Origin of the sequence: Rothia dentocariosa ATCC 17931 (assembly GCF_000164695.2) — a bacterium.
In the GTDB taxonomy this organism is placed as follows: domain Bacteria; phylum Actinomycetota; class Actinomycetes; order Actinomycetales; family Micrococcaceae; genus Rothia; species Rothia dentocariosa.
In genome coordinates, this window is record NC_014643.1 from 227640 (window position 1) to 250242 (window position 22603).

21 protein-coding genes are annotated in these 22603 nt (G+C 53.9%); 8 read left to right on the forward strand and 13 right to left on the reverse strand.

What is annotated here, in order from left to right; genetic code table 11:
- Positions 1-118: 118 nt before the first annotated feature.
- Positions 119-1024 carry a UTP--glucose-1-phosphate uridylyltransferase GalU gene (gene galU, locus HMPREF0733_RS00990; protein WP_041321840.1) on the reverse strand — a complete coding sequence of 302 codons (906 nt, stop codon included), beginning with the start codon at positions 1022-1024 and terminating at the stop codon, positions 119-121.
- 188 nt (positions 1025-1212) lie between these two features.
- Here galU and HMPREF0733_RS00995 point away from each other — a divergent pair, with 188 nt between their 5' ends.
- Together HMPREF0733_RS00995 and HMPREF0733_RS01000 are read left to right on the forward strand one after the other, a co-directional pair.
- Positions 1213-1896, forward strand: coding sequence for a 5-formyltetrahydrofolate cyclo-ligase (locus tag HMPREF0733_RS00995; protein WP_013397553.1), 684 nt, complete (start codon positions 1213-1215; stop codon positions 1894-1896).
- A 151-nt stretch (positions 1897-2047) separates the two neighbouring features.
- Positions 2048-2254: an FmdB family zinc ribbon protein gene (locus HMPREF0733_RS01000; protein ID WP_004005195.1), complete on the forward strand. Its 207-nt coding sequence runs from the start codon at positions 2048-2050 to the stop codon at positions 2252-2254.
- Between the two features lie 36 nt (positions 2255-2290).
- Here HMPREF0733_RS01000 and HMPREF0733_RS01005 read toward each other — a convergent pair whose 3' ends face one another.
- From HMPREF0733_RS01005 to HMPREF0733_RS01025, 5 genes are all read right to left on the reverse strand, one after another.
- On the reverse strand, positions 2291-2566 hold the full coding sequence (locus HMPREF0733_RS01005; RefSeq protein WP_013397554.1) for a hypothetical protein: 276 nt from the start codon (positions 2564-2566) through the stop codon (positions 2291-2293).
- A gap of 46 nt (positions 2567-2612) precedes the next feature.
- Positions 2613-6440, reverse strand: a complete 3828-nt coding sequence (locus HMPREF0733_RS01010) for a DEAD/DEAH box helicase (protein ID WP_013397555.1) — start codon at positions 6438-6440, stop codon at positions 2613-2615.
- 143 nt (positions 6441-6583) lie between these two features.
- Positions 6584-7039, reverse strand: coding sequence for a hypothetical protein (locus HMPREF0733_RS01015; protein ID WP_013397556.1), 456 nt, complete (start codon positions 7037-7039; stop codon positions 6584-6586).
- A 3-nt stretch (positions 7040-7042) separates the two neighbouring features.
- Entirely contained in the window at positions 7043-7942 is a 900-nt protein-coding gene (locus tag HMPREF0733_RS01020; protein WP_004005201.1) for a MurR/RpiR family transcriptional regulator, read from the reverse strand.
- A gap of 95 nt (positions 7943-8037) precedes the next feature.
- Positions 8038-9681 carry an alpha-glucoside-specific PTS transporter subunit IIBC gene (locus HMPREF0733_RS01025; RefSeq protein WP_004005202.1) on the reverse strand — a complete coding sequence of 548 codons (1644 nt, stop codon included), beginning with the start codon at positions 9679-9681 and terminating at the stop codon, positions 8038-8040.
- A gap of 356 nt (positions 9682-10037) precedes the next feature.
- Here HMPREF0733_RS01025 and HMPREF0733_RS01030 point away from each other — a divergent pair, with 356 nt between their 5' ends.
- The 3 genes from HMPREF0733_RS01030 to HMPREF0733_RS01040 all read left to right on the forward strand — a co-directional run bounded on the left by HMPREF0733_RS01030 (position 10038) and on the right by HMPREF0733_RS01040 (position 14784).
- Positions 10038-10931 carry an endonuclease/exonuclease/phosphatase family protein gene (locus HMPREF0733_RS01030; RefSeq protein WP_013397557.1) on the forward strand — a complete coding sequence of 298 codons (894 nt, stop codon included), beginning with the start codon at positions 10038-10040 and terminating at the stop codon, positions 10929-10931.
- 84 nt (positions 10932-11015) lie between these two features.
- Complete coding sequence (locus tag HMPREF0733_RS01035) at positions 11016-12821, forward strand: glycoside hydrolase family 13 protein (RefSeq protein WP_041321521.1); 1806 nt, start codon at positions 11016-11018, stop codon at positions 12819-12821.
- Between the two features lie 130 nt (positions 12822-12951).
- On the forward strand, positions 12952-14784 hold the full coding sequence (locus HMPREF0733_RS01040; RefSeq protein WP_041321522.1) for a glycoside hydrolase family 13 protein: 1833 nt from the start codon (positions 12952-12954) through the stop codon (positions 14782-14784).
- Positions 14785-14998: 214 nt separating this feature from the next.
- Here HMPREF0733_RS01040 and HMPREF0733_RS01045 read toward each other — a convergent pair whose 3' ends face one another.
- The 4 genes from HMPREF0733_RS01045 to HMPREF0733_RS01060 all read right to left on the reverse strand — a co-directional run bounded on the left by HMPREF0733_RS01045 (position 14999) and on the right by HMPREF0733_RS01060 (position 18024).
- Entirely contained in the window at positions 14999-15844 is an 846-nt protein-coding gene (locus HMPREF0733_RS01045) for an alpha/beta fold hydrolase (protein WP_013397560.1), read from the reverse strand.
- A gap of 152 nt (positions 15845-15996) precedes the next feature.
- Complete coding sequence (locus HMPREF0733_RS01050) at positions 15997-16467, reverse strand: methyltransferase family protein (protein ID WP_013397561.1); 471 nt, start codon at positions 16465-16467, stop codon at positions 15997-15999.
- Between the two features lie 36 nt (positions 16468-16503).
- Complete coding sequence (locus HMPREF0733_RS01055) at positions 16504-17208, reverse strand: aspartate/glutamate racemase family protein (protein WP_013397562.1); 705 nt, start codon at positions 17206-17208, stop codon at positions 16504-16506.
- 177 nt (positions 17209-17385) lie between these two features.
- Positions 17386-18024: a nitroreductase family protein gene (locus tag HMPREF0733_RS01060; RefSeq protein WP_041321523.1), complete on the reverse strand. Its 639-nt coding sequence runs from the start codon at positions 18022-18024 to the stop codon at positions 17386-17388.
- A 128-nt stretch (positions 18025-18152) separates the two neighbouring features.
- On the opposite strand from HMPREF0733_RS01060, the gene HMPREF0733_RS01065 reads away from it, so the two are divergent.
- Positions 18153-18500: a winged helix-turn-helix transcriptional regulator gene (locus HMPREF0733_RS01065; RefSeq protein WP_013397564.1), complete on the forward strand. Its 348-nt coding sequence runs from the start codon at positions 18153-18155 to the stop codon at positions 18498-18500.
- A 170-nt stretch (positions 18501-18670) separates the two neighbouring features.
- On the opposite strand, the gene HMPREF0733_RS01070 is transcribed toward HMPREF0733_RS01065, so the two are convergent.
- The 3 genes from HMPREF0733_RS01070 to HMPREF0733_RS01080 form a co-directional block, all read right to left on the reverse strand.
- Entirely contained in the window at positions 18671-19411 is a 741-nt protein-coding gene (locus tag HMPREF0733_RS01070) for an SDR family NAD(P)-dependent oxidoreductase (protein ID WP_004005214.1), read from the reverse strand.
- A gap of 257 nt (positions 19412-19668) precedes the next feature.
- On the reverse strand, positions 19669-20022 hold the full coding sequence (locus tag HMPREF0733_RS01075) for a hypothetical protein (protein ID WP_013397565.1): 354 nt from the start codon (positions 20020-20022) through the stop codon (positions 19669-19671).
- A gap of 28 nt (positions 20023-20050) precedes the next feature.
- Complete coding sequence (locus HMPREF0733_RS01080) at positions 20051-20482, reverse strand: MarR family winged helix-turn-helix transcriptional regulator (protein ID WP_013397566.1); 432 nt, start codon at positions 20480-20482, stop codon at positions 20051-20053.
- 395 nt (positions 20483-20877) lie between these two features.
- Here HMPREF0733_RS01080 and HMPREF0733_RS11205 point away from each other — a divergent pair, with 395 nt between their 5' ends.
- Positions 20878-21180 (forward strand): hypothetical protein, encoded by a 303-nt coding sequence (locus HMPREF0733_RS11205; RefSeq protein WP_147285889.1) that lies wholly within the window; start codon positions 20878-20880, stop codon positions 21178-21180.
- Positions 21181-21910: 730 nt separating this feature from the next.
- Positions 21911-22603 carry a hypothetical protein gene (locus HMPREF0733_RS01090; protein ID WP_013397568.1) on the forward strand — a complete coding sequence of 231 codons (693 nt, stop codon included), beginning with the start codon at positions 21911-21913 and terminating at the stop codon, positions 22601-22603.

Genomic DNA, 22603 nt, shown 5'->3' on the forward strand with positions numbered 1-22603 from the left:
GTGCATGTATAAATACTATCGAACACAGTCGAACATTATGTAAATGAATCAGGGGCGACAGCAGGTCATAAAACCGAACTATCGCCCCTGATAGGACTAGAGATTATGCAAAGAGTGATTAGCAGTTCTTATCGGCAAATTCTTTCAGCCATTCACGAAGTTCAGGGCCGAGATCTTCGCGTTCGGAAGCAAGAATAACGTTTGCCTTCAGATACGAGAGCTTATCCCCCGTATCGAAGCGGCGCCCCTTGAAGACCACACCGTATACGCCCTCACCTTCGCCGGTGCCGACTGCCAAAGTCTGCAGTGCATCGGTCAGCTGAATTTCGTTGCCGCGACCCGGAGCCGTGTTTTCCAGCACCTCGAATACCTTCGAGCTGAGCACGTAGCGACCAATCACCGCATAGTTCGAGGGTGCTTCCTCGGGGGCGGGCTTCTCAACAAGACCGGTGACCTTCACGTAGCCGTCCTGACCTTCAACCGCCTCGATAGCAGCGGCACCGTAGGCTGAGATAGACTCGTGGGGAACCTCCATAAGAGCGATCACGGAACCGCCGGTAGCCTGCTGAACCTCGACCATTCGCGAGAGCAAATCCTCTTTTTCGTCGATCAGGTCATCGCCCAGCAAAACCGCGAAGGGTTCATCCCCTACATGTACCTTGCCGCGCAAAACTGCATGGCCCAGACCTTTAGGGTCGCCCTGGCGCACATAGTGCAGTTCACCCAACTCATTCGTTGCTTCAACAGCTTTCAGAAGGGCGTCTTTACCCTGCTCGGCCAGCTGACTTTCTAGGACCGGAACACGGTCAAAATGGTCTTCAAGCGCACGCTTGTTACGGCCGGTAATCATAAGAACATCGTTCAGGCCGGCGCGGATTGCCTCTTCTACCACGTACTGAATTGCGGGGCGATCAACGACCGGAAGCATTTCCTTAGGAGTCGCCTTCGTTGCGGGCAAGAACCTGGTCCCCAGACCAGCCGCCGGAATAACAGCCTTAGTGACAGACTTAGATACTTTAGTCATACCAATAAGCATAACTCATGCACCCTCTTTCACAGCCTGTAATACTACAATTTGACACGTACCTTCGTGCAAGAATTTAAAAAATACCCCGCTGCACCTTTGCAGGTTAGGCACTATAAGATATCGTCGAGCATCGCACTCGCTGCACAACATTATCGCAATGGTGAACGCACTCACCCAGGAGAACCATGAAACCCGAGCCCAGCACCGTATCCGCCCCGCACGAGAGCAACGATGCGCCCCACAGCAAAACTCCCGAAGATACCGCCCTCGACAAGCAGATACTGCGCTCCCAAATTCGCCCGCAACGCCTGATCGTCAAAAACGCCCGCACAGCGGCGGAACACGAGCAGATGAAACAGCAATACCGCGACCATATTCTTTCGCTGATCCCCAAGGACGCGCAGGCGCAAACTATCGCGGCGTACCTGCCCACCGCCTCCGAACCGCCTATCACCGCAGCGCTTCACGACCTGCACGCGCGCGGGCACCGCATCCTGGTGCCCGTAGTACGCCCGGCACGCACCCTCGCCTGGGTTGTCTGGGACCCACACGTGGAGCATCCGCTCAACGGCTTGGGCATTGCCGAACCCGAAGGCGAAGAGTATGACACCCAGGCTTTTGTTGCCGCCGACCTGCGGCTAGTTCCGGCGCTCGCCTATGCACGCAACGGCCGCCGTCTAGGGCAGGGCGGAGGCTACTATGACCGCATCATCCCTGCCCTTTCGGCAGATAAACTGCGTGAGAGCACCGTAGGCGTGGTGTTTTCCCATGAAGTGCTCGAAAGCATTCCCTACGATGAATGGGATGCCGTGCTCCCCCGCGTGCTGACCGAGAACGGCATAGAGCCCCTCGGCGATTCCACGCTCTAGACCGAGAACTTAAGAACATTCTGCCTGCGCTAAGCCCCGCGCGGCACGCCACCCAAGTCGAAACCGGGTGAGGTTCGCGGTACACTCTATACGCAACACACGGCAGCCGCCGCGCTCGCGTCTGCCCTAGGATCTGTCATTCAGGAGAACCATGCCGGTCTACGTTTACCAGTGCAAAAACTGTGGGCACGCTTTCGAGAAACGCCAGTCGTTCAGCGAGGACGCCCTGCGCACCTGCCCGCAATGCGGTGAAGACACACTTCGCAAACGCTTCAACACCGTGGGCGTCGTCTTCAAAGGATCCGGGTTCTACAGCACCGATAAAGGTTCCAGCTCAAGCTCATCTCAAGCAGAGTAGTCACACGAAGAATCGTTCCCTCCCTGTACTGCGGCACTAGCCCCAGTGCGGGGGTTTTTGTTCGCGCATCCACTCTAGACGGGCACGTTCTTCGGGGGTTAAATGTTCCTGCGCCGAGCCGCGGGCATGCCGTAGGTTTCCTCGATTCGCGGCTGACTTCCCGGAGATCTCTTTGCGTGCAGGCGTTGGCGTATGTGCGTGAAGCGGTGCGTTCACGCCCGCAATGCGCGGCTCGTCCCCTGCTAATGCGCCTCCCCCGCTGGCGCGTCGATGGCCTCTGCGCGGTTTCGGTGTTGGAGAATACTCACCCATAGGTTCGTCCTTTCAGCTCTGCGCTGCCGGGAGGGTGCAGAAGCGCCTAGTCTGCATATATACCCAAATACCGTAGGATACGCGCCACCACTGCCTCGGGATCGGCGAAAACCTCCAAGGTGTTAAGGGTTACGTAGTTCCAGCCCGTGCGGCTCAACCTTTCAGGAACCAGGCGAGTATGCTCACGCACGCTCTCGGTCGTGTAATCAAACAGCACATCCGACCCCACCATGAGCGGCATCCGCTGTGCGCTCTCCTGTTCAGATTCGGTATGAATGAGCTGTTGCGGTGCCAGCGCGATAAAGGCTATCTCGTCTTCGCCGGGCCGCACCCGAACGCCGCGTTCGCGCAGGCGTGCTACTGCATCGTTAAGCAGCCAGTCCTGCGTTACCGGGTCGGTTGGCTCGTCCTCAGTCTCTAGCCAGGCGTTAGACGCAAGAACGTCCTCGCGTGGAGTCTGCGCCGCAATCTGCTGCTGGTTCTCCTCATAGGCGAGCATCAACCGGTATAGATCCAGCGCACCCTCGTGGAGTTTCTGCGCATTCATATCGGTTGGACTCACGCAGCTAACAATATGCGTGGCCCGCCGTGCACGAGTGAGTCCCACTACGAAGCCTTCACGACCGTGCGGGCCCGATAGCAGCCCCAGATTATGGGAGCTCTGCCCCAGCCGGGCACGCCCCACACCCAGCGAGAAAATGATGGTATCGCGTTCCAGCGACCCCGCACGGTTTACATCCACCACCCGGAAAGACTCGGTACCGGGCTTGAAAAACTCGGCAAGCTGCGGGTACGTATTCAAGGCTTGGCGCACCGCCCCGGCAATCCGCTGGGCATGCTTCGGGCTCGCCGTCACCACCGCCAAAGAACGTTCGGGGCGGCGGTAGGCGTGCTCAAGCACCAAACGGGTTACACGGTCCACTTCAACGCTCGGGGATTCCAGGTTCGCGTTATCGCTCACCTTCCCGCGCGTATCAATATACTCAATACTCAGCGTGCTCACGGGCTTGCGGGATGCCGGGCTCACCGGAATTTCGCGCAGGTGAGACCCATAGAATTCCCGATTCAGGTAGTCGAAAAGCACGCGGTCAAAGGGACGATGCACGAGCGAGAGCGTGCGGTTCGGAAGCAGACGTGAAAGCGCCCCAAAAGTGCTCTCCAACCGGTGAGAATCCGATGCTGGTGCACCCGAAGTTGGCGCCGAAACAATAAACGGCGCAGGGAACCCGGCATGAGGATCGCCCACGGCGATTACCTGATCCGCGCGCGTAATCGCTGGAAGGTTAGCCGCCAGCGGGGTGGACTCAGCATCTAGCAGGATAACCGCATCAAAACGCATCGACATGGGAACCCGGCGCGCCAGCGAAAACGGACTGGCAGTCCACAGCGGCAGCAAAGTACGCGCCATGACCGGGGCATTCACCAGAAGCGACTCGAGATCAAACTCACGGCCGCGCAGCTGACTCTTCAGATACGAAGCCTGCTCGTGGAATTCTTCGATACGTTCCGTCCACAACCGTGCCGTATGCGCTAACAAACGCGCCTGGGCGCTCGACATATGGGCGTAGTCCGCGCGGCGGAACCGAGCCTCAATATCGCGCAGCTCGTCGCCGTCAAGAATTTTTTCGGCGTGCTGCTCCAGAAGCTCTTCAAGCGCGGACTGCCACCACGCAAGTTCGAGTTCCGATGTCACCTCGGATGCGTTTGCCTCACGCTCACCCAGCTCGTCCAGAAAATCGCTCAGACCCGCATTCGTGAGCCGCCCTAAGAGTACGTCACGTTCGGGTAAGCTCATGAGCACTTCGCGGTCGTTGAGCAGAGCATCCAGGCGGGCTTCGAGCTGGTCAAGATCCGTATGCACAAAGTCGACGCCTTCGGCGGTATCAGGGAGTATGATCTCAAGCCCCGAAAGCTCTGAGCCCAGCGAGTGCAGGGCGTTCGCCAAAGCATCCAGGTTCTCGGGAATCTTCGGGGTGCTGGGCGAATCAAGAAGCCGAATCCACTCGGCGCGCTCGGTCTGCACAACTTTGAGATGTTCATGCAGATCGCCAATATGCACTCCCGGCAAAATATACTCTTTTGCCGCTCGACGCAGGCGCGAACGCTGCATACTGCTCATGTCGATACGGTTTTCCCGTCGCCATGAGCCGGATGCGGTAGCCGCAATCAGGTCGGTCACCGGACGGTCGTACACCTCTGCCCGGAAGCGCTTGAGAGTTTCCCGAATGCGAATCAGAATAGCAAGCTGCGCATCCCAATCGGCTATAGTACGTGCCCGGCGCAGATGCAGGCTCGCGTTCATGGCGTTCATCGCCTCGCGCAGGGAAAGAAGCGAGGAACGCAGGGTAATGACGAGGGCATAGGCATCCGCCGCCTCGTCTTCGTTAAGCAGACGGGCACGATGCCAGGGCGAAGTGCGGGTTGCGCGTGTAAACCCGTTCAGTTCCGCAAAACGCACAATATCGGCGGTAATGGCTTCACGGTCTTGCAGGGTATCAAGCAGCTGACGGCTAAAACGCACCTGGGTCTGCGGCGCGCTCTCCTCAGAGGCGAGTTCGGCTACTCGCTGCAAGGCTTCACTGATAGAAATATGCCACAGTGGGTCGCGCGCCGTCAGTGCATGAGTGTGATCTGTGAGCGCCGTGCGGGTTTCGATCAGCTCACGATTAAGGTTTGTGGAATTAGGCTCTGCGGTATTCTCGTTACGCACGATAGCGCGAATAAACTCGGTTCGCTGATCTTCGGCAGTGTGTTCTGCCAGCAGATCGTAGCGCAGATCGTTAAGCCCGGTGCGTCCCAGAAGCTCGCTAAAGGATGCGAGGGTCGAACGTTTTTCTCCCACGACCAGAACCGACTTTCCGCGCCCCATCAGGGTTGAGGCGATATTTACGGCGGTGCGTAACGGTTCTGTTCCGGGTGCGGCTGTCACAGTCATCGAAAATCCGCTGGCGGCGGTATCAATAATATTCTGCGCCACGGGGTCTGCGTCGAACAGCAGCGTTTCTTGGGCGGGATCGCGCTGGTTGAGGGGCTGCTGCAGGTTGTGCGCGTTCATCTCGCGCGGCTGCGCACCGGGAACTTTGAGCGCCGCAAGATCGCGCACGAGCGGGGTATGCGCAGTGTGCGGCAGCTCCCCCATGCTTTCCTTCAGATCTGCAAAGGTTGAGATAAAATACTTTGATTCTATGGTCATCCCTGGAATACGCCCGGCGGAGGCACGCATCCGCTCGATCACGGGTTCAGGGTCCAGGCGTGACATTGAGTTGGCGAGCTGCGCAACATCCATAGTGCCCAGGTCGATCTCATATTCCTGTTTGATTTGGCGCACCATAGCGGGGTTCAGGCGTGCAGAACCAGCTAGCTGCAGCTCAAAATCATCGCTTGTCGGATGCGGTGTCAGGTTCAGCGGCGCCATCAGAATTGGCGCGATAAACCGTTTTTCAGAGGCTTTGGCATCATCGCGCATCGCATGCGATAACCATGATGCGGTGCCCGCCACAAAATACCCGGCATCGAGCCCGTGCCCGGTCGAGAGCTCATAAATTTTGGTGCGCAGGGTACGCGCGGCACGCATCTCATGTCCCAGCAGAGACTTATCGCGAATCAGGGTGGAAAGACGTGTTTTGCGTCCGGCCAACAGCTGCGCAAGCCCGGAAGGGTTAGCGTCACTGAGATTGATGTGTACGTAATCGACCTGGTTGAAGTCGAGCATCGCATCCGGCCCGGTATACACGTCCATCTGCTGCGCCCAGCGTTCAAGACCCCCCGAGGGGTCGAAGGCGGGAGAGCTGGGATCCAGGTATTCCGGCTGGAATTCGGCGCTGCGGGGTTCCTTAGCAGCGGTGTTCTCCAGTGTATCCGGGGTTTCGTTCACAGTGTGCTCGTCCTTGGATGATTCGTGGTGAGTGTGGGGATAATCTTACATAACATCATACGGAGGCTCTAGCTAATTCCCGTGTATCCGATGTGCTTTTCCACGGATCAGGTCGGGGAACGGGCGTTCCTCACGTACCGTTATCATGCCGACCAGAGGCGTATATTTGCGAAAAGTACGAGAAGGGTTACCAGCCCGAAGAAAATCATCGAGGCGATAAAAACCCATCGATAATTGGGGGCGAAGGGTTCCTCAGGAGCCTCGCGCAGTGCCCACCAAAGGAAGAACGCAAGCAGGGCACCGGGCAGGTTCCCTGCAAACACCAGCATCACCAGGGTGTAGAAGGCAATCATGCGTTCGGTGTGTTCATTCTCGCTCGCAGCAAATTTGAGTAGTCCCGCGAATAGAATCGACAGGCACCCGTTCAAAAATGCTACAGCATAAAACGGAATATTGATCGCAGCTTTGAAATCCAAGCCGGAGTTGGCGGCGCCCAACAGAATCCACGCAAAGAGCGCCAGGGGCATGATAATGAGATACCAGAAAAGGTATCGGCGCATTTTCTGCGGATTATTGATAAGTTCGAGGATTGCGATCACGGGCTAGGTCTCCGATGGGTCTGTGTGCTGCCGATCAATAGCTACTGCACCAGCTTGGGCACGTATATCGGCGACGTCGAGTGCCCCGGTTTCGGCGCTAAATTCAGAACTTTCAAGAACCTGCGCTGTTTTGGTGGAGTTGCCGCGCTGTTGGGTTTCAACATGGTCTATATACCGGCGCACAATATAGTCCAAAAGCACTGAGAGCGCCACGAACGAGTGGTAAGGCTTGCGCTGAGTACTCAACTGGGTGGGGGTGGTTTGGTAGTGCAGTGAGTACTCGGCGTAGGAGGACATAAAGTTCACGCCAATAGCGGTAATTGCGATCATGGGGATTTTCCGCAGTGCCAGCATTTTGACGTGTTCGCGCATATTTTCAGTCTGTCCTGAGAAGGAGACAAGAATCACGACATCGTCCTGATTCATAGCGCTCATGGTGCTTTCAAATTCATTGCGTGCAGGAATTACATGGCAGAATTTGCCGCAGACCTGCATAGACTTAGCAAATTCTTGTACCGCGTTTCGTTGCGCGTACCCGGTTCCGAAACAGTAGATTGTGCGCGCCGTATGAAGTTTCCTCAAAAGCCCGGAAAGCTCCATATGTTCCAGGTAATCGTAGGTGCGCAAAATATCTTCGCGGCCGCTTTCGATAAAACGCGGGTTATAGGGTTCCGATTTCGTCAAGGAAGATTTAATGAAGTATTTCAGCTCGGCAAAACCCGAAAAATTGAGCTTCTTGGTGAGCCTAATAATGGAGCTGGTTGAAGTATAGGTCTTGTGCGCGAGGGAGTTGATAGTCGCCTCCGCAACAAATTCTTCGTTTTCAAGCATGAACGCCAAAATATCGCGTTCGGTATCGCTGAACCTGTGTTGGTTCGCGTTCACCACATCTTGTAAATCCACTCAAAAGCTCCTGAATCGAAAACGCGCAATACATAAATATTACAACGTCTTCGATTCAGGAGCTCGGTAGGTTTCCCTAGAAGGTGAATATAACCTTACTCTTTGGTGTTCACCATGGTTTCAAAACGCTCGCGAACCTGCGGAACGTCCATACCCACAATCACCTGGAATGCCTTGCCCTTGCGCACAATACCGAGGGCTCCGGCATCCTTGAAGGCAGCATCCGAAGTATCAACCAGGGATTCATCCGCCACCGAGACACGCAGGCGAGTAGCACAGTTGTTCACCGTGGTGATGTTATCGGCACCGCCAAGCAGTTCGAGGAATCCTGCCGCTCGCGGGGCATACAGATCTGCATCGCCAGCGTCATCTGCGGATGCGGCACCCTTCTTCTCGGCTGCCTTCGCGGCCTTGTATTCGGCTTTCGAGTACAGCTTCGTTTCGCCGCCCTCAGCCTCGCGACCCGGGGTCTTGAAATCGAACTTCAGAATGAGGAATCGGAAGAGCAGGAAGTAGATGACGGTGAAGGACAGACCCACGCCGATCTGCATAAGGTAGGTGGGCCAGTGGTTCTGCCACAGCGGAACCCAGTTGAGGAAGAGGAAGTTATCAAGCAAGCCACCGCCCATGTTGCCTGAGAGGCCAAGCATGTACATGATCGACGCCATCGAAGCCGCCAGCACCGCGTGAACAGCGAACAGCGGGGGTGCCACGAACAGGAAGGTAAACTCCAGCGGCTCGGTAATACCGATCAGCATTGCGGTGAGGGTCACCGGGATCAGCAGGGCGAGAACTTCTTTACGCTTCTCACGGCGTGCCGTGGTGTAGAAGGCGGCAGAGATACCGAGGGGCGCAAAGATCTTCGAGTTACCGTGCAGTGCGAAACCGCCGCCGGGGAAGAGCTCGCGCAGAGGCTTGTCGCTCTTGGCAAATTCGCTGATGTGGGTCGGCCAATCCTTCACGATACCGTTCGGGGTCACAGCGTTACCGAACATGAACGGCGAGTAGATGAAGTGGTGCAGGCCGGTTGGAATCAGGATGCGCTCCAAGAAAGTGTAGATCCACACGCCTAACGCGCCGGAGGCGATGAAGAAGCCCTGCATGCTTGCGATACCATGCTGAGCGTAAGGCCACAGCCACGCGAAGATAAAGGCGATGGGCATCATCAGGAAGAAGCAGATCGCGTAGACGAACTGGGTGCCCTGGAAAATACCGAGGAAGTCGGGCAGCTTCTTATCGAAGTATCGGTTATGGACCCACACCACGATCGCGGAAATGATGATAGCGCCGAAAATACCGGTATCGATCGTCTTAATACCGGCGATAATTTTCAGGCCGGTACCGTAAGAATCCGAGTTATCTAGCGAAATAGAGGTGTTGTAATCCAGCTGGAAGAATCCCGAACCGCCTTGGCCCCAGAAATTCAGCATACCGGCCACCAAATAGTTGAAGGTCAGATAGACCATTCCGGCTTCGAGGACGGCACGAGCGTTTGCGGTCTTTGCGAGCGCAATCGGCAGACCCAGCACGAAAAGGAGCTCTATTTGCCGGAAAACGGTCCATGCGCCGTCAAGCCAAACAGTCCACGCTTGGTACCAGAAGGTATCTTCGTTCGCGAGATCGCCAACAATATTTGGGAGGGTGGCAACGGTGCCGATACCGACCGCTAGGCCAGCGAAGGCGAAAAGAAGCACGGGCGCCAACATGGCGGACCCGAACCTCTGAATTTTTTCCATCATAAGGCTGACGCCCTTTCTGGTTGAGAGTGAGCGGGCGCCTAGGTGTCTGCCGTGTGTTGGCCAGGAATTACCGCGCGATGCGCCCGCGCGTGTGGTGCAATGTTTTATTTAATAGCAATATCATGTCATCTTTTACGGACTAAAACCTCCTTGATCGGGTTTTTTGGCATAGTTTTTCAGAACCCGAAACATGTCCCAGTACCGGGTAAAAGTATTGGTGTTTCCGGTGAGTATTTTGCTGCGTTATTGACCATGCAAATGGTTAGCATATAAAAGTAGTTTTCCACCGACATTTTCACGAAGTGCAGAGGGCGAGAACCGCGTGTTGTCCCCTCACCTTTATATTTCTAGAGACGATGCGTTTTCTTACTCTTAACACTCACAGCTGGTGCGAGCCTCACCAGATCGTTAAAATTCACGAGCTTGCCCGTTTCATTGCCCACCATCGGGTTGATGTTATTGCGTTGCAGGAGGTGAATCAGTACCTGCACTCCCCTATTGTAGATATGCCGCTGGGGTACCAGGGCGGAGCCAGTATTCCTATCCGCGAGGATAATTACGCACTTCTGCTCGTGCGGTTCCTGGCTGATTTAGGGGTTCAGTACGAATGGGCGCTAACCGAAACCCATATTGGATGGGAACGGTATGACGAATGCGTAGCTGTACTTTCTCGTATGCCTATCGAACGCATCGAGCCTATTGTGATGAGCCCGCAGTATGACTACGATCGGGTTGAGCGCAGGTCTTCTCTCGCGGTTCGGGTTGGTACTGATGCGGGTTCCGTGTGGTGTGCAAGCACCCATATGTCGTGGTGGGATTTTCAGGGCGAACCGCTTTTCGCACAGGAGTTTGCGCGGCTTTCGCAGGCTCTCACCGAGTGCGGTCAGGATGCGCCCGTTCTGATGGGCGGCGATTTCAACACGGCGGCGCAGGTGCGTGGCGAAGGGTACGATTTGGCGCTGTCTTCCGGCCTGGTGGACACCCGTGAGATTGCCGAGCGTACCGACGGCGAATTCACCGTACATCGCGAGATTGCCGGGTGGGAAGGGCAAGAGGATGCCAAGCGCATCGACTTCGTGTTTGCCGACCGCGCGGTGAAGGTACTTTCGCATGCGGTGGTATTCCGCGATAATTCTCCTAAGGCGATTTCCGATCACAGTGGCGTGCTGGTAGAGCTTGACGAGTCGAGTTTCGAGCCCACCGCCAGGATGCACCCCGTGCAGCTGCCGTCGCAGGTACAGCCCGGATAGTGCGGCGGCCCTAGGGGTGCCGCAGCTTAGCGCGTTTCCGCCTTCAGATTTTAAATTGATATGTATTCCGTGGAAGGACAGCTCATGAAAACCGAAATTCAATGGTGGCAACAGCCCGTTGTGTACCAGATTTACCCGCGTTCCTTCAACGACTCCAATGGCGACGGCATCGGCGATCTGCCCGGCATCACCGAAAAAATCCCGTACCTGGCGAAGCTGGGTATAGATGTTATCTGGCTTTCCCCGATTTACGCCTCGCCGAATGACGATAATGGCTACGATATTTCGGACTATCGGGCGATTATGACCGAGTTCGGTACGATGGCCGATTTCGACGAACTGCTGGCGACCGCACATGAGCACGGCATCAAACTCATGATGGATTTAGTGGTGAACCACACTTCGGATGAGCACGAATGGTTCCGTCAGGCGCGATCAGCTAAGGATAACCCGTACCGCGACTACTATGTGTGGCGTGACCCTGCCGGGTTCTCCGAAGACGGCACCCCGATTCCGCCGAATAACTGGATTTCCTGTTTCTCACCGTCGGTCTGGGAATGGGACGAGGGCACGCAGCAGTTCTATCTGCACTATTTTTCGGTGAAACAGCCCGACCTCAACTGGGAAAACCCGAAGGTACGTGAAGAGGTCTACGACATTATGCGGTTCTGGCTTGATAAGGGCGTCGACGGCTTCCGCATGGATGTTATCAACCTGATCTCTAAGGATCTTTCCTTCCCAGATGACCCCGCCGTCACCGCAGGAGGGCTAGATAATTCTCTGGCGGTGGCCGCGAACGGTCCGCGTGTGCACGAGTTCCTGCGCGAAATGAACCGCGAGGTACTCAGCAAGTACCCGGTGATGACCGTGGGTGAGACTCCCTGCGTGAGCGTGGAAGATGCCGCCCTGTACACCGGCTTTGACCGCCACGAACTGCAGATGGTGTTCCAGTTCGAGCATATGGATGTGGATGCCAGCGCAGGCGGCGCTACCGGCAAATGGTCGGATACTCGTTTTAACCTGGTGGATTTGAAGAAGGTTCTCAGCCACTGGCAGACGGGGCTGCACGGTCGCGGATGGAATTCGCTGTACTGGAATAACCATGACCAACCGCGCACGGTTTCACGTTTCGGCAATGATTCCCCCGAGTTCCGTGAGGTCAGCGGTAAGATGCTCGGCACGATTCTGCATATGATGCAGGGAACTCCATACATCTATCAGGGTGAAGAGCTGGGGATGACCAATGTTTTCTTCGACTCGGTAGACGACTACAACGACCTTGAAATCCATGATTCCTGGCGTAAATACGTGGTGGAGTCCCAGCGGGTTAGCCCCGAGGATATGCTGCGGTACATCAGTGCTTCGGGCCGAGATAACGCGCGAACACCCATGCAGTGGGATGCGAGCGAAAATGCGGGCTTTACGACCGGTACCCCGTGGCTGAAGGTGAACCCGCGGTACACCGACATTAACGCCGCCGAAGAATTGGCGAACGATGATTCTATTTTCTATCACTACAGCGACCTCATTCACCTGCGCAAAGAGCACCCCATCGTACTCACCGGCGAATACCGTGTGCTCAACCCCGAGGATGAGCAGGTGTACGCCTACCTGCGCGTGAACTCTGCTGAAGATGCTGCCGCATCCGGCGAGCGCGCCCTGCTGGTGGTTGCTAATTTCACCCAAGAAACACTGTCTTTGCCCTATGCAGACGGTCAGCTCGCTTCTTTGGCGCTCAAGAACCCGGGCGTGCTGAAACTTGAGGAGCTTGCGGCCATGGGAGAAGCACCCGAACTGATCAGCTCAAACTACCGGAATGAGCACGGCGAGTTCACGGACGAAGGCACCACTCTGCGACCCTATGAGGCAAAAGTGTATCTGTACCGGTAGGGCGTAGATTGCGCGGCGAGTGGCGCGCTGGCGCATCCTGACTAAAAATTTTACAGACATACCTGCGGCAATGCGGCTTACGGGGTTTCCCACTAAGCCACACGACGCAACCCTTAACGAAAGGCTTCTGATGAGTAGTGAAACCACGACTGAAGAGCGTGCGGTTCCTTCCTACGCCGGGCGGCAGTGGTGGAAGGAGGCGGTGGTCTATCAGGTGTATCCGCGCTCCTTCAACGACTCCAACGGCGACGGTATCGGCGATCTACCCGGTATTACCGAAAAAATCCCGTACCTGGCGAAGCTGGGCATTAACGTTATCTGGCTCTCCCCCGTGTTTGATTCGCCGAACGTGGATAACGGCTACGATATTTCCGACTACTTCGACATTATGAGCGATTTCGGAACAATGGAAGATTTCGATGAGTTGCTGGCGACCGCGCATGAGCACGGCATTAAAATTCTGATGGATTTGGTGGCGAACCATACTTCGGATCAGCATCCGTGGTTTGTGCAGTCTCGTTCCTCAAAGGATAATCCGTACCGCGACTACTACATTTGGAAAGACCCCAACGGATTTGATGAGACCGGCTCCCCGATTCCTCCGAATAACTGGGCTTCCGAATTCGGCGGCTCCGCTTGGGAGTGGGACGAAGCCACGCAGCAGTTCTACCTGCACATTTTCTTCAAAGAACAGCCTGACCTGAACTGGGCAAACCCGAAGGTGCGCGAAGACCTGTATGCAATGGTGCGCTGGTGGCTCGATAAGGGCGTGGATGGTTTCCGTCTGGACGCCATCAACATTATTTCTAAACCCGAAGGCTTCCCGGATGATCCTTCCACCGATTTTGAGAAGCATACGTCGTCGATCCCGTTTGTGATTGCGAACGGCACGATGGTGCATCCGTGGATGAAAGAACTCAACCGTGAGGCGTTCTCGAAGTACGATGTGATGACCGTGGGCGAAACGAGCGCCACCAGCCCCGAGGACGCGAAGCTGTGGGCGGGCTACGATGCGGGCGAATTGCAGATGCTCTTCCACTTCGACCACATGGGCGTCGATAACGACCCCGAAGGTTCGCTGGGCGGCAAGTGGTCGTATGCGCCGTACAAGCTGACCGAGCTTAAGCGCATTCTGAACGAGTGGCAGACGAAACTTGAGGGCAAGGCGTGGGGTTCGCTGTACTGGAATAACCACGATCAGCCGCGCGTGGTCTCGCGGTTCGGCAACGATTCCCCCGAATTTCGGGTGCTTTCAGCGAAGCAGTTGGCAACCACCCTACATTTTATGCAGGGAACCCCCTATATTTATCAGGGTGAGGAACTGGGGATGACCAATGTGCGGTTCGAGTCGATCGAGGACTACCGCGATGGCGATTCGATTCGTTTCTACGAGGATATGCACGTGGATCATCAGCGACTCAACCATGAGGATGCGATGCGCGCTATCTACATTAAGGGTCGTGATAACGCCCGCACCCCCATGCAATGGGACGACTCGGCAAACGGTGGGTTCACGAACGCGGGAGTCGAACCGTGGCTGAAGGTGAACCCGAATTACCCGCAAATTAATGCGGAGGCTGCCCTGGACGATCAGGATTCGGTGTTCTACCACTATCAGGAATTGGCGAAACTGCGCCGCGGTGAGCTTAAAGATCTGATGGTATACGGGTCGTTCGCACCCGTAGATTCGGTTGAGGTTCCTCATGCCGAAGATGAGGCAGTGTACGCCTACACCCGTACCGGCGGCCCGGACGGAACCGACGCGAACCAGTCCCTGCTCGTGGTTTCTAACTTCACGTCTGATTCGGTGGAGCGCACCTTCTCGCTGCTGGATGATGCGCGTGCAGCCGGAGCGTCCGTCGAACTGGTGCACTCCAACTACCGGGATGATACCGGCGCGCTGACCGATGTCGGCACCACCCTGCGCCCCTACGAAGCGAAGGTCTACCGCATCGTGAAGTAGAATTCTTCTCCCCTCCCAATCCGAATAACGCAGCTTTGGGCGTATTACCTACCCTCTAGGGTCTTGTAATACGCCCAAAGCTGCATTATTCAGAGTTCAAAGACGTTTCGCGCATGTCCAGCCGATACTGCTACTCCCGCCGATTACCGGAAAGTCTTGTTCTCAAAGCGCTTCCCGGGGTTCATTTTATGCTGTTCGTTCAGTATGACAAGAGTTACGACTCGATGAAGTCGCGCACTATATCCGCAAACCGTTCGGGGCTCTCTTTCTGAACCCAATGCTTATGATGCTCAAAAATTTCGACCCGTGCATTCGGCATAGATGCGGCTGCCTGCTTCACATCACCGACTTTGACGCCGGGGTCCTTATCCCCTTGAATAAATAGGGTTGGCACCTTGATCTGTGGCAGAAGCGGTATTAGGTGCCCGACCGGATGTTCTCCCCACAGCTCACTGATCTGAAATGATTGAAAAACTCGTGCCGCGTCTTTCGAATGGGCAGCAGTTTGCACCTCATCCAGAATTTCAGGGGTAATTTTCTCGCGATTCCCAATCAGTGACCCGGCAATAATGTTCTTTGCCAGCCACCTATTCTGCAAGGTTTTATATACCACCTGATTGAGTGGCAAACGCACCCGCAACCGTCCCATAAGTGAATACGGTGCTGAAGCGGACACACCCCAAGGCGCTACCAGCACCAGCTTGCCAATATACTCCGGATACCGCAGCGCATATTGCAAAGCAATGGCGCCGCCCATTGAAAGGCCACACAAGGTAACATTTTGAGCGTTCAAAGTATCAAGGAATGCCTTGAGGAAGCCCGTGTAGAAACTCAGCGAGTACTCTAATTCGGGTTTATCGCTGTTGCCGTACCCTGGCAGATCCAGGGCAACTAAAGGCTGAGATCCGGTCCAGGTCTGCATGATCGTTTTCCAGGAGAGCATGGCGTGATCCACCCCGCCACCATGAAGGAACACGATAGGCGTGCCTTCACCCTCCGTACTGTAGTACGCGGTTTTAATGCCTTCAAGATCGAGAAAATGGGTCGAGATACGATTCATGAATATCACCGTCTTTCCTGCGAGCTCACCGCTATTAAGTCTATCCCGTAAAAGACACACATACGATAGTGAGTCCCCGAACCATTCAGGGTTTCGGTTGGCAGAATGTATGTACGTAAGCCAGCCACACACAGTTTTGGCAGGTGCTGGGCTTATACCCAGCGCCGTACCCGCTGGCGGTACTGCCGGTATTCTGTACCGAACTTCTGGGTGAGAACCCGCTCTTCGGGAATAATCTGGAAACGCGTTATCCAGGCAACGAAAAGCACCACCCCGAGCACAGCTTGCACCTGCCACAGCCACACCGCCCACCCGGTAAGTATGCAGACCATACCCAAGTACATGGGGTTGCGGCTTAAACGGTATATTCCGGAGGAGACAATGTTTACGGTGCGTTCGGGGGCGAACGGGTTCACTGTGGTGCGGGCACGTCTAAATGACAGCACCCCCGCCGCGTCCACCGTTAGGCCGAGTACAACCAGTGCAAGGGCGGGAACCAGCAGCAGCGGTGGTCTGCCTGTCAGCGGCGGCATCCCGCAGATGAGCCACATCAGTGAGGCGCACAGTGCCCCTATAAGTGGCGGCGGAACTTTATGTTCAAGGGCTGCAGCTAGTCTTTTCATGGGGAACAGTTATTTATTTCGGTCAAGAAGCGGGGTTTATACGGGAAGCGGCGGCGTTAACACTGCCTCTACTGCCGCGAGTGCGTGAATGGTGGTGCTATCAAAGACTGGCAGCGGGGTCTTGTCCGCTTCCACCGCTAGGCAGAGTTCGGTGCACCCCAGAATCACGCCCTGGGCGCCCTGCTCCTTCAGCCCTGTAATGACCTGCTGAAGATACTGCACGGCTTCAGGCTCCACACGGCCCAGGCACAGCTGCTCAAAAATGATGCGGTTAATATCTGTCTGTTCCGATTCGGTCGGTACGATCGTCTGGATTCCTTGCACCGCCATGCGCTCGGTGTAGAATCCGTCGCTCATGGTAAAAGTTGTACCCAGCAGCCCCACCCTCTGCAGCCCCTGCCTTTGGATGGCGGTGGCGGTGGCGTCCACTACGTGCAGTAACGGTACGGTGGTGGCACGCTCTATTGCGGGGGCAACCTTGTGCATGGTGTTCGTTGCCACCAGCAGCAGCTGCGCACCAGCACCCTCAAGTTTTGTGGCGCTTGCCGCCAGCAGAGCCCCAGCGGCTTCCCAGTCACCGCTTTTTTGCATGCGTACGACTTCCTCAAAATCTACGCTATGCATCACGATGTCGGCACTGTGGTTGTCTCCGAGGCGGCGGTTGACTTCACGGTTAATGATTCGGTAATACAGGGCGGTGCTCTCAGGGCTCATGCCGCCAATAATGCCTAGGGTTTTCACGGTGCACGCTCCTTTTATTTATTGTCTTCTGGCGGGTACTTCCCCTCATTGTAGGGTGAGCTCCGTAACCCCGTCTACAGAGAAGGTGTTTGTATTCAAAATGCATATAGAATGTGCAAGACACTTCTGAACAGAAAAGCGGCATCCCACCATATACGGGGCGGCAAATCGGAGATCTTAAGGTTGCTCTGAGGGAGGGGCATTCCACACCGTTACGCGCTCCGCCTCATGCCGTAAAGTGCGATGTCCTTCTCGTGCTCCGGAGCCTACAGCAATCATCATAATGTCAAGATATCGGCTTGGCAGGCGCAGCATCTCACGCAATTCTGCACGCTGATACCCCGTCATAGGTATCGTATTCCACCCGGCTTCCTGCGCCGCCAGCATAAAGGTCATCGCCCAGAGCCCGCAGTCTAAACCTAAAAATTTCTGTATTTCCTGCTCGCTACGCGGCTCATAAAATTCGATAGCGGCGCGGGTCAGCCTCTCACAGATTTCTTGGGAGAAGCATCCAGCAATATATTCTTCGTGATGTATTCGACTCAAATTATCCGCGCAGTATGCTTGCCGATCACCCAGCAGAATCAACACGGCCGATGCAGTCATAATCTGCTGCTGGTTATATGCAATAGGCAACAGCTTTTCGCGTAAATGCCGCTCGGTTACGATCACAACCCGCCACGGCTGCGAATTATTACTGCTGGGAGCCTGATTAGCACAATTAATAAGACGGTATATTTCCTCGTGGCTTATTAGGCAGGCAGGGTCAAAATATCGAGTAGAGCGACGGTCACGTATAAGGTCTTGCAAAGTCATGGGTAACATTTTCTCTTCGGGTGATTACAAAATTCAGTATAATGTACAAAAATGCATTAAAACATAACTTACTTATAGGTTCTATACATACTTTTAGGTAAGTTTTAAGTATTTACGGTAGGTTTTTAATGAAAAAAATTTCTGCAATAGAGATGGCAATGAATCTAGTTGGAGGCAAATATAAGTGCCTCATTCTCTACCACTTGAGCGGTGGGGCAAAACGCACCCGCGATCTGCTTCGGCTACTTGAAGGGATCAGTTCAAAAGTGCTAACTGAGCAGCTCCGTCAGCTTGAAGAGGATGAACTCATCAAACGCACCGTATATGCGGAAGTACCGCCGAGAGTGGAATACACGCTAAGCACGGAAGGGCAAACATTTCTACCGGTGCTACAACTCATGTGCGACTGGGGATGGGAATACGACTCTAGGCATCAAGGTATTGTGAAACCCTGTACATCACGCATAACTGAGTAAAAATATAGATATTCATATAGCTAAAAATCTTCGTCACACTTTTCGATCAAAAAATACCTTTATGTGAATAATGCGTTAGAAAACATTTTATTCGCATAAAGGCACTTTTTAGCGCTTACCTGGGGCTAGACAGCTATGCGCGTATTCACGCACCGCCGAACAACAGAGCGCTACTGCATGATCAGACCGCCGTCTACCGTATACGAGCTACCCGTCACATAGCTGGCCTCATCAGAGAGCAGGAATAGCGCGACCGCGGCGGCTTCACGCGCATCGCCCACACGCTTGAGGAGCACTGCCTCGGCAAGCCGTTCCTCGAATTGGGCACGCATCTCATCGGGAAGAACCGACCTCAGGTTGCTCGTAATCGGCCCGGGAACCAGGCTATTCACCCGAATATTGCGCGGTGCAAGCTCGGAGGCCCACCCGCGCGCCGCCGCCAGAATAGCAGCTTTTGTTGCGGCATAGGCAGAGACTATAGGTGCTCCCTCATAAGCCGCCGTCGAAGACGTCACTAGCACCGACCCGCCGTCTTTCACATATGGAGAAAGCGCGCCCATTTGGATCATCGGTGCCACCACATTCACCTTAAATATCTGATCGAGAGTCGCCTGATCCATCTCTTCTAAAGGACCTCCGGCTGCGTATGCGGCATTGAGCCACACACCATCCAACGCACCAGCACGCTCCACCACGGGCATGATGCGCTCCAAAGTGTTGCCGTCCGAAACATCATCCAGAACGGCGGTAGCATGATCGCCCAACTCGGCTGCTGCAGCCTGCACATGACTTTCGGTACGACCCGTAAAGATAACGTGCGCGCCCTCTTCGATCAGGCGTTTTGCGCCCGCCAAACCAATACCGCTGCTCGCGCCGGTAATCAGAATGGTCTTGTTTTCAAAGCGTTTCATGGGGTTCCTCCTCGTTTTTTATGTTTACTCGATGACTAAATCCACGAAGTACTTGGGAATACAACGCTCTTTTTAACACTACAGATTGAGGACAGAAATACCTAGAGTTTTTACTTAGAAGGACCGAGTGGCAGAGGACATTCGGAGCAGGTTTTTTCTGTTATGCACAGCTCCGCGTCCCAGTACCGCTGGCTGAGCCGGTGCACACGGGGGGCACATATCCTGCGGGCAATCCTTCCCTTCATTGAGGTCTATCCCTATATGCCCGGAACCGAAAAAGCGACGACCGTGTGGGCTGCCGCGCTGAGTGAGGGGAAGAATACCATGCCCCATTCTTTGCGTGTCCAGCCGATGAAGGCATCGCCCGCCTGTATGACCGCAAAAGTCGCAAGAAGCAGGACCACGGCACCGCCTCGAAAATAGAAGGGTGCAATAAGAACGGCTATTCCGGCTGGTATGGCGCGCACAGCATACATGTATACGTAGAAACGAGTATTAGCGTCAACGGAAGAAGCGTGAACCATAAGCCCGGGGCGGCACAGAGCCAATACCGCGCTAGCGATTGTTACGAGTGCAGAAATAGTATTTATAGTTAGCAAAACGGGATTCATAGTAAACCTCCGCCGGTAGCTTTTCGTATTATTCCTTAAGATGCTGAGATAAAACCTCTAGCGTCTCAAGAGCGGCAATAACAGATTCATGCTGATATGACCCACTCCATTGTTCGACCTGTTGGCGCCAGCGTTTTCGGATTTCCGCTAATTTCTGCTCGCCGTGTTCGGTCAAGGAATACCGTGGGGAACGTTTATGCGCAGGGTTTTCGACGGACATCACCAGCCCCTCATCCCGCAGGAGGTTGAGCTGCTTTTGCACGCCCTGCCGAGTTATTCCCATGCGTTCGGCGATTTGCGGTGAAGTACTCGGTTCTTTCGACATTGAGATTGCACCTAATACTTGCCAGCGCGCAGTTGTGAGACCACTTTCGGCGGCGAACCGGTCTCCCCATGCGGTGAGTGTTCCGTTCACACGGAAGATCTGCACCACGAGTTCGCTGAGCAATGAAGCATCCATTTTTTCCTCCAGCGGCAATTTTGGCAACCAGTTTACAAATATGACAACTGGTTGTCAATGCCTGATGCGAGATGCTACCAAGGCAAAAAGCACAGCCTATCTTCTATCATCAGCAATTTCTCAGAGTACATTGAGGATATATTCAGAACGTGTTGGTACATTATTTATACCGTATTCAAATCATCATTGTATGAAAGATATAAAATACTATGAGCACGTCCCGAAACCCCAGTAGAACTACTCATCCCGCGGAATATACTCGAAATAACACCCCTCAAAAAACTACATCTAAAGACTCTTCGCCTGAGTTCCAGAATTTCTCCAACACATATGAAAAATATCGTGCATATGGGTTCTCAGCCCCAGAAAATCCGCGCGGGTTCCGCAAAAGTTTGTTGCGTGTAGTTGCATGGATATGCTTTGTAGCTACGATTCCTTGGGCGCTTATCTTTATTATCCTCGGAGTAGCTGTTAGCGCTAATCTGCTGCATGTTACTAGTATTTTTATTATTAACCTAATTATCACACTTCTTGCCTTTCTTGCGGCAGTATCACTTGCGGCACTCCCTATCTTGGGAACAATTAAGCTTTTCAAGCTCTCCCGCAAGAATCCTGAACAACCGGATGGCGGCGAAAAGTTTGCCGAGAAGGTTTTCAATTTCTTCGGCAAAATACTCGATGGCGCAGACTATCTCTAAACATATATATATGGGAAATAGTTTGTTTGGAATTATCGATGACATAGGCAGAGAATAATGCCGACAAACATTCCAAACACCAGGCTTCAAATTATTCTCTCGACCCTATCCTCAAAGTGTTTTCATGATGGCGCATTCTCTTAGCGGGAGCGGAAGTTTATAGCGGGAGCACGGACCCCGAAGAAGATCTGCGCTCCCGAAGTTTGCGACCTGATCGGTGGATTACCCTGGTTAACGTATAGACCACAGTTACTGCCTTTACAAAGAATATAAAGACCCGGTGCATCCTGAAAGACCAGAATATACCAGGCGGCTTTTAGCACTATTAGATCTAATTTATCCGACAAACATACTCTTCAGATGCACCATGGTCAACAAAGGACGGCGAGAGCTGCTTGGGGGTATCCCAAGTCAGAGTATGACTAAGCGATTGAGGGCGGTTGCGAATTATGCAGTGGTCAGTCCAGTGACGGCAAGAAAGCAACGGTTTCCACCTGCATGTGATTGGTGGCTGGTCGCTTCTTTCACCATCATACGTATAGCAGGGGTAGGAACCACTGTTTTTACTGTCATCTAAAGGAGCCCTAATAAATAATCCTCCATAAAGCATTAGAAACTCTATTTTAGATAAATATCATTTTTTATTTTATAAAAAATAAAAAGTATTGTTTTTTGAGAATATTCAGGGAGCTTCCACGGAATACCCAGGCTAGAAGCTTAGGGTGAAGCCATGACTACTAATAAGAACCTTCCAAAACCTGAGCATGGAACGCTCCAGGCTCAAGATGTTCATGAGATAAAGAAAGAACCTAAGGCAGATTCGACCAAGAAGCAGACCTCGTTTCCTCCTAGTCTTATAGCTGTGCAGACCATAAGGACTGTCATTGAATTTATATTAGTACTGCCATTACTCCCTTTGCTCACTATTGGTCTTGGAGGTTTCCTTCTTTTCCTGCCTTTTGGTTTGCATTTTATTTTGCAGGCTGTGGCATGGTCACGGGCAAAGAAAGAAACTCGGATCGCTTGGGTTGTAGGAATCAACATTTATAGCCTGATGATTGTTGCGCCTATTGGTGCTTTCTATACGTGGTTCATGATGGAGCTGCAGGTGGCAGCTCCAAACATAACAGGTGCTGATATTGGACTATTATGGTGGTCGCTAGGTGCCTGCGTTCTTGAAGCTGTTATCAGCATCGTCATGATCGTCGTGATGAACGTAATCAAGAGGAATGATCTTCGTGATTTTCAAGGCAAAAGGATTACTGTCACTAAGCCTCGAATATCTGACGATGTTCTGGAAGGTTCTAACTCCGGGGCATACGAAACGGATGGTGGTTTAAAACCCCTGAAGAATCACCATGATAAATCGGATGCAAAGGTTCCTCGGCAGCACATTAACGTTAGGTCGCAGAAGAAAGATTAG

What these genes read in the sequence shown, in the direction of transcription:
- galU (WP_041321840.1), bottom strand. Translation starts at nt 1,024, where the DNA reads ATGACTAAAGTATCTAAGTCTGTCACTAAGGCTGTTATTCCGGCGGCT.
- HMPREF0733_RS00995 (WP_013397553.1), top strand. Translation starts at nt 1,213, where the DNA reads ATGAAACCCGAGCCCAGCACCGTATCCGCCCCGCACGAGAGCAACGAT.
- HMPREF0733_RS01000 (WP_004005195.1), top strand. Translation starts at nt 2,048, where the DNA reads ATGCCGGTCTACGTTTACCAGTGCAAAAACTGTGGGCACGCTTTCGAG.
- HMPREF0733_RS01005 (WP_013397554.1), bottom strand. Translation starts at nt 2,566, where the DNA reads ATGGGTGAGTATTCTCCAACACCGAAACCGCGCAGAGGCCATCGACGC.
- HMPREF0733_RS01025 (WP_004005202.1), bottom strand. Translation starts at nt 9,681, where the DNA reads ATGATGGAAAAAATTCAGAGGTTCGGGTCCGCCATGTTGGCGCCCGTG.
- HMPREF0733_RS01030 (WP_013397557.1), top strand. Translation starts at nt 10,038, where the DNA reads ATGCGTTTTCTTACTCTTAACACTCACAGCTGGTGCGAGCCTCACCAG.
- HMPREF0733_RS01035 (WP_041321521.1), top strand. Translation starts at nt 11,016, where the DNA reads ATGAAAACCGAAATTCAATGGTGGCAACAGCCCGTTGTGTACCAGATT.
- HMPREF0733_RS01040 (WP_041321522.1), top strand. Translation starts at nt 12,952, where the DNA reads ATGAGTAGTGAAACCACGACTGAAGAGCGTGCGGTTCCTTCCTACGCC.
- HMPREF0733_RS01045 (WP_013397560.1), bottom strand. Translation starts at nt 15,844, where the DNA reads ATGAATCGTATCTCGACCCATTTTCTCGATCTTGAAGGCATTAAAACC.
- HMPREF0733_RS01050 (WP_013397561.1), bottom strand. Translation starts at nt 16,467, where the DNA reads ATGAAAAGACTAGCTGCAGCCCTTGAACATAAAGTTCCGCCGCCACTT.
- HMPREF0733_RS01060 (WP_041321523.1), bottom strand. Translation starts at nt 18,024, where the DNA reads ATGACTTTGCAAGACCTTATACGTGACCGTCGCTCTACTCGATATTTT.
- HMPREF0733_RS01065 (WP_013397564.1), top strand. Translation starts at nt 18,153, where the DNA reads ATGAAAAAAATTTCTGCAATAGAGATGGCAATGAATCTAGTTGGAGGC.
- HMPREF0733_RS01070 (WP_004005214.1), bottom strand. Translation starts at nt 19,411, where the DNA reads ATGAAACGCTTTGAAAACAAGACCATTCTGATTACCGGCGCGAGCAGC.
- HMPREF0733_RS01075 (WP_013397565.1), bottom strand. Translation starts at nt 20,022, where the DNA reads ATGAATCCCGTTTTGCTAACTATAAATACTATTTCTGCACTCGTAACA.
- HMPREF0733_RS01080 (WP_013397566.1), bottom strand. Translation starts at nt 20,482, where the DNA reads ATGGATGCTTCATTGCTCAGCGAACTCGTGGTGCAGATCTTCCGTGTG.
- HMPREF0733_RS01090 (WP_013397568.1), top strand. Translation starts at nt 21,911, where the DNA reads ATGACTACTAATAAGAACCTTCCAAAACCTGAGCATGGAACGCTCCAG.